Here is a 6,287-nt window from a genome sequence, read left to right on the forward strand (position 1 = left end):
ATGTTTTTGACGAGCCTACAGGGACGTATTCACGGCGTGTCCCGCAAACCCACCCCGGCGCGCCCAAACACGGAAACCGATGGACACCGGCTGTTCGCCTGAATCCAACAGCAGCCGGGCAAAGCCCGGCGATACGTATCGCATGCCATCGCAGCGCTTTCGCGGGCACGCCTCATTGTTAAATTCTTGTAATTGGAATGCGAACGATTTACATTTGCGTCCCGTCGTGCCCTCCCCTTGGGCTTTCCGAGACCTTCGCATGTCCTTACGCGCTGCTTCGCCCCGCTCTTTCCGTCGCGCCCCGCTGGGGGTTGCCCTGCTCGTCGTCCTCGCCGGCACCGCTCCAGCTGTTGCCCTGGCGGATACCGCCGCCGCCGATGCCAAGACCCTGGACCAGGTCAATGTGGTCGGCACGCAGGCGGCACCGTCGAGCACCACCCGCCTGCCGATCACGCTGCAGGAAACGCCGCAGTCCACCAGCGTGATCGGGATTGACCGTCTGCAGGACGAAGCGCTGTTCTCGATCAACGATGTAATGCGCAACGTCACCGGCGTGAGCGTTTCGTTCTACGACACCCAGCGCCCGCTGTACTACGCGCGTGGCTTCACCATCACCGACTTCCAGGTCGATGGCCTGCCTACCTACAGCGGCTCCACCAACCAGGAATACGACACCGCCTTCTACGACCGCGTCGAAGTCATCCGCGGTGCCAACGGCCTGCTCAGCGGTGCCGGCATTCCCTCGGCGACCGTCAACCTGCTGCGCAAGCGCCCGGGCAAGGAATTCGATGCCTCCGTCGCCGTCAGCGCCGGCAGCTGGGACTTCCGCCGCCTTGAAGCGGACGTCAACGCGCCGCTGACCAGCGACGGCCGCTTCCGCAGCCGCGTGGTCGCCGCCTATACCGATCGTGAGCTGTATTACGACCGCTACAAGGAAGACAAGATGGCCGGCATGGCCGTGCTGGAAGGTGACATCACCGACTCCACCACCGTCACTGTCGGCTACCAGCGCCAGGACAACAATCCGGTCGGGTCGACCTGGGGCACCGTGCCGTTCTTCAACAGCGACGGCACCTTCGCCCACCTGCCGCGCGAAACCAACCTGGCTCCGAAGTGGAGCTACTGGCAGCGCGAAACCAGCACCGTCTTCAGCAATCTGGAACAGCGCTTCGGCGAGAACTGGCTGCTCAAGCTCAACACCGCCTACACCCGCGGCAACGTGCAGAACGTGCGCGTGTACGGCAGCGGCTACCCGGATCCGGTCACCGGTGCCGGCATGTACCTGCTGGCCGGTGCCGGCGACGCGGAAGATACCCGCAAGGGCGCGGACCTCTACCTGTCGGGCAAGTTCCCGGCGTTTGGTCGCGAACACGACGTGGTGATCGGCGGCAGCTACAACAATCTGGAAGCCACCACCTGGACGCTGACCTCGGTGGCCAACTGGCGCTACGACATCCCCAACATCCACACCTGGGACGGCGACATTCCGGAACTGCGTGCCAGCCGTACTGGTGCGCGCCGCATCGCCCATACCAAGCAGAGCGGCGTGTATGCGTCGACCCGCCTACGCCTGGCCGACCCGCTGTCGCTGATCGCCGGTGCGCGGCTGAGCCGCTGGGAAACCCTGAGCCGCAGCTACAACGCGGCCGGTGCCTACACCGGCACCAGCGGTGCCTACAAGGTCACCGATGAAGTCACTCCGTACGTGGGTCTGGTGTACGACATCGTGCCGGACTTCTCCGTCTACGCCAGCTACACCGAAATCTTCAATCCGCAGAACTACAAGGACCGCAACGAGAACCTGCTGGCTCCGGTGGAAGGGTCCAACCTGGAAGCCGGCATCAAGTCGCAGTGGTTCGATGGCAAGCTGACCGCCAATGCGGCGATCTTCGAAGCCAAGCAGGACAACTATGCGGTGCGTGACATGAGCCTGCCGGATGGTTCGCTCAGCGACGGCAGCTCGGCCTACATCGGCGTCAACGGCACCAAGTCGCGCGGCTGGGAAGTGGATGTCAACGGCGAGATCCTGCCGGGCTGGACGGTCAATGCCGGCTTCACCCACGTCAAGGTGACCCGCGCGGCGACCGACCTGCTGTACGCGAACCCGCCGGAAGACCTGCTGCAGTTGAACACCAGCGTGCGCCTGCCGGGCGTGCTGGACCGTTTGACCATCGGTGGCGGCCTGCAGTGGCAGAGCAAGGTCGAGGGTTACAACATCCCCTACCCGCTGGGTGGCACCCGCACGGTGACCCAGCCGTCTTACATGCTGGTCAACCTGCACGCCAACTACCGCATCAGCGATAACTGGACGGCTTCGCTCAACGTGCGCAACGCGTTGGACAAGACCTACTGGGCGAACCTGGACTACAACAACTACGGCGAGCCGCGGTTTGTGTCGGCCAGCCTGCGCTGGGCGTTTTGACCGGTTGCCGGGCATGGCCCGGCACTACGGGTTCGACGCACGCCGCGTAGAGCCGGGCTTGCCCGGCTGCGGTTGGAGCCGCGCGTACGGCAGCCGGGCAAGCCCGGCTCTACGGATCGCGCGGACCAAACCGAGCGCACGGATCGCGCCGAGTCACCGATCACGTAAACCTGAACAGGGCCCGCCACCGGCGGGCCCTTTCTTTTGCTGCACTGCGGGTTGCATCTCCCTCCGTAATTATGCCGTAATTACATCAACACCCCCGGGATGACTGCAATGACCCCCAGCTGGGACAGCAAGGCACGCGGCCGCCAGGCCCGTCTGCAACGGGCCGCCGCCTTCGCCCGCGGCCATGAAGTGGCCGCCGACGACGTGGTGGAGCTGCTGCACGCGGTACTGGAACCGGGCGACAAGGTCTGCCTGGAAGGCAACAACCAGAAACAGGCTGACTTCCTCGCCCAATCCCTGGCCGGGCTCGACCCCAGCCGCGTGCATGACCTGCACATGGTGCAGTCGGTGCTGTCGCTGCCCTCGCATCTGGACGTGTTCGAGCGCGGCATCGCCTCGAAGCTGGATTTCTCCTTCTCCGGCCCACAGTCGGTGCGGCTGGCCAACCTGGTCGCCGAAGGGCGCATCCAGATCGGGGCCATCCACACCTACCTGGAACTGTTCGGCCGCTACTTCATCGACCTCACTCCGCAGGTGGCCCTGGTGGCCGCGCAGGCGGCCGACCGCAACGGCAACCTGTACACCGGCCCGAACACCGAAGACACCCCGGTGATCGTGGAAGCCACCGCCTTTGGCGGCGGCATCGTCATCGCCCAGGTCAACGAGATCGTCGACACCCTCCCCCGCGTCGATATTCCGGCCGATTGGGTCAACTTCGTGGTCCAGGCTCCGCGCCCGAACCATATCGAACCGCTGTTCACCCGCGACCCGGCGCAGATCTCGGAGATCCAGGTGCTGATGGCAATGATGGCCATCAAGGGCATCTACGCCGAGTACGGCGTCAACCGGCTCAATCACGGCATCGGCTTCGACACCGCCGCGATCGAACTGCTGCTGCCCACCTACGCCGAATCGCTCGGGCTCAAAGGCAAGATCTGCCAGCACTGGGCGCTGAACCCGCATCCGGCACTGATCCCCGCGATTGAATCGGGCTTCGTGAAGTCGGTGCATTCGTTCGGCTCCGAGCTGGGCATGGAGAAGTACATCGCCGCGCGCGGCGATGTGTTCTTCACCGGTGCCGACGGCTCGATGCGCTCCAACCGCGCGTTCTCGCAGACTGCTGGCCTGTATGCCTGCGACATGTTCATCGGCTCCACGCTGCAGATCGATCTGCAGGGCAACAGCTCCACCGCCACCCGCGACCGCATCGCCGGTTTCGGCGGTGCGCCGAACATGGGCTCGGATGCACGCGGCCGCCGCCACGCCAGCGACGCGTGGCTCAAGGCCGGACAACAAGCCGCGCGCCCGGGAGAAATGCCGCGCGGGCGCAAGCTGGTGGTGCAGATGGTGGAAACCTTCCGCGAGCACATGGCCCCGGCCTTCGTCGAGCGCCTGGACGCGTGGGAGCTGGCCGAACGCGCACAGATGCCACTGCCGCCGGTGATGATCTATGGCGACGACGTCAGCCATGTGCTTACCGAGGAAGGCATCGCCAACCTGCTGCTGTGCCACACCCCGGAAGAACGCGAACAGGCGATCCGCGGGGTGTCCGGCTACACCGCTGTGGGCCTCGGGCGTGACCGCACCATGGTGGAAAACCTGCGCGACCGTGGGGTGATCCAGCGGCCGGAGGATCTGGGCATCAACCCGCGCGATGCCAGCCGCGACCTGCTGGCCGCGCGTTCGGTGAAAGATCTTGTGCGCTGGTCCGGCGGCCTCTACGACCCGCCCAAGCGTTTCCGCAACTGGTAAGGAGCGCAGATGGAAACCCTCGATTATCGATTCGACGGCCACACCGCCGTGCAGTTCCCGCCGCAGGCCGTGCTGGTCGGCGTGCTGGCGTCGGGCAACCTGGAAGTGCTGCTGGAGGCGGCACCGCTGGACGGCGCGATGCAGGTGCGCATCGTGACCGCCGCCACCGGCTTCGGCAGCATCTGGCAGGCGGTGATTGCCGATTTCGCGGCGCGCCATCCGCTGCGCGATGTGCAGGTGTCGATCAACGATGCGGGGGCCACCCCGGCGGTGGTCAGCCTGCGTCTGGACCAGGCGGTGCAGGCGCTGCACGAAGGAGCTCCGCAATGACCCGCACCCAACGACACAGCTACTATGAGGCCGATGCCCGCGAGCGTATCGCCGCCCTGCTCGACGCAGGCAGCTTCACCGAGTTCCTTGGCCCGGCCCGGCGCATGACCAGCCCGCATCTGGCGCAGCTGGACCAGCCTGCTGCCTTTGATGACGGCATCGTGGTCGGCAGCGGCACGCTGCGCGGGAAATCGGTGCTGATCGCAGCCCAGCAGGGACCGTTCATGGGCGGTGGCGTCGGCGAAGTGCACGGAGCCAAACTCACCGGCCTGCTGCAGCGCGCGGTGCAGACCCGCCCCGACGGCGTCCTGCTGCTGCTCGACACCGGCGGTGTACGCCTGCATGAGGCCAATGCCGGCCTGATTGCCATCTCCGAGATCATGCGCGCCACCCTGGCCGCACGTGCGGTCGGCGTGCCGGTGCTGGCGCTGATCGGCAGCGGCAACGGTGCCTTCGGCGGCATGGGCATCGTCGCCCGCTGCTGCAGCACGGTGATCATGTCCGAAGAGGGCCGCCTCTCGTTGTCCGGCCCTGAAGTAATCGAAACCGTGCGTGGCGTGGAAGAATTCGATGCGCGCGATCGCGCGCTGGTCTGGCGCGTCACCGGTGGCAAACACCGCTATCTGATCGACCAGGCCCAGGTGCTGGTGGCCGATGCGATGGATGCCTTCGCCGATGCCGCCTACGACGCGCTCCAACCGGACACGTCAAGCACGGACACCGACGCGGCCCTGCACGCGCTGCAGGCCCGGCATGCCGCCCTGCAGGCCCGCGTGCAGGCCTGGGGCGACTGCCGTGATGGCCTGGACATCTGGACCCTCCAGGGCATCGCAGATCCGGAGCGGCTGCCGCTGCTCGACACCGATGCCTTCCTTGCCGCCACCGCCACCCGGAGCCTGCCATGACCGTTGCGCTGCAGACCCTGCTGGACGCGCTGTTTCCGCTGGGCCACGACGTCACGGTCAGCGACGCGGTGCTCGGTGGCACGGCGCGCACCGATGACGGTGTGGTTACCGTGATCGGCACCACCGACAAGATTGAAGTCGGCGTGGACCACGCGCTGGCGCTTGCCGACACCGTGCTGGCCAGCACCGCCGAGCGTCCGCAGCGCCCGATCGTGATGCTGGTGGATACCGCCGGTCAGCGGCTGGCGCGGCGCGACGAACTGCTGGGCATCAATGGCTACTTCGCGCATCTGGCACAGACGCTCGACCTGGCGCGTCGGCGCGGTGCGCTGCTGGTGACCCTGGTGTACGGCGAATCGGTCAGCGGTGGCTTCCTGTCGTTCGGGCTGATGGCCGACCATATACACGCCCTGCCCGACGCACAGGTGCGGGTGATGGACCTGCGTGCAATGGCGAGGGTGACCAAGCAGCCGTTGGAGAAGCTGCAGGCGCTCAGCCAGAGTTCGCCGGTGTTCGCGCCGGGCGTGGAGAACTACGTGGCGATGGGCGCGGTGGAATCGCTGTGGCCCGATGACCTGGCGCAGCACCTGCTGCAGGCGTTGCGCACCCCGGCGGCTGGCGACCATCGCGCGGCACGGGGTGCCGAGCGCGGTGGTCGCACCCTGGCGGGGAGCGTCGCCGCTGAAGTGGCCCACGGCAATGCCTGACCG

Annotated in this window: 5 protein-coding genes; all 5 read left to right on the forward strand. The window is 66.4% G+C overall.

The genetic code is table 11. The annotated features are described in order from the left end of the window. Nucleotides 1-259: 259 nt before the first annotated feature. The 5 genes from RT551_RS20950 to mdcE all read left to right on the forward strand — a co-directional run bounded on the left by RT551_RS20950 (nucleotide 260) and on the right by mdcE (nucleotide 6,284). Nucleotides 260-2,422, forward strand: a complete 2,163-nt coding sequence (locus RT551_RS20950; protein ID WP_313462076.1) for a TonB-dependent siderophore receptor — start codon at nucleotides 260-262, stop codon at nucleotides 2,420-2,422. A 276-nt stretch (nucleotides 2,423-2,698) separates the two neighbouring features. After that, a complete protein-coding gene (mdcA, locus tag RT551_RS20955) occupies nucleotides 2,699-4,342 on the forward strand; it encodes a malonate decarboxylase subunit alpha (protein ID WP_313462078.1) in 1,644 nt (547 codons plus the stop codon). 9 nt (nucleotides 4,343-4,351) lie between these two features. Continuing rightward, nucleotides 4,352-4,672: a malonate decarboxylase acyl carrier protein gene (gene mdcC / locus RT551_RS20960; RefSeq protein WP_313462081.1), complete on the forward strand. Its 321-nt coding sequence runs from the start codon at nucleotides 4,352-4,354 to the stop codon at nucleotides 4,670-4,672. Continuing rightward, on the forward strand, nucleotides 4,669-5,577 hold the full coding sequence (locus RT551_RS20965; RefSeq protein ID WP_313462083.1) for a biotin-independent malonate decarboxylase subunit beta: 909 nt from the start codon (nucleotides 4,669-4,671) through the stop codon (nucleotides 5,575-5,577). The genes mdcC and RT551_RS20965 overlap by 4 nt, the downstream gene beginning before the upstream one ends. Next, entirely contained in the window at nucleotides 5,574-6,284 is a 711-nt protein-coding gene (gene mdcE, locus RT551_RS20970; protein ID WP_313462085.1) for a biotin-independent malonate decarboxylase subunit gamma, read from the forward strand. Before RT551_RS20965 ends, mdcE begins: the two co-directional genes overlap by 4 nt. The last annotated feature ends 3 nt before the right edge of the window (nucleotides 6,285-6,287 follow it).

Origin of the sequence: Stenotrophomonas sp. (assembly GCF_032103445.1) — a bacterium.
Taxonomy (GTDB): domain Bacteria; phylum Pseudomonadota; class Gammaproteobacteria; order Xanthomonadales; family Xanthomonadaceae; genus Stenotrophomonas.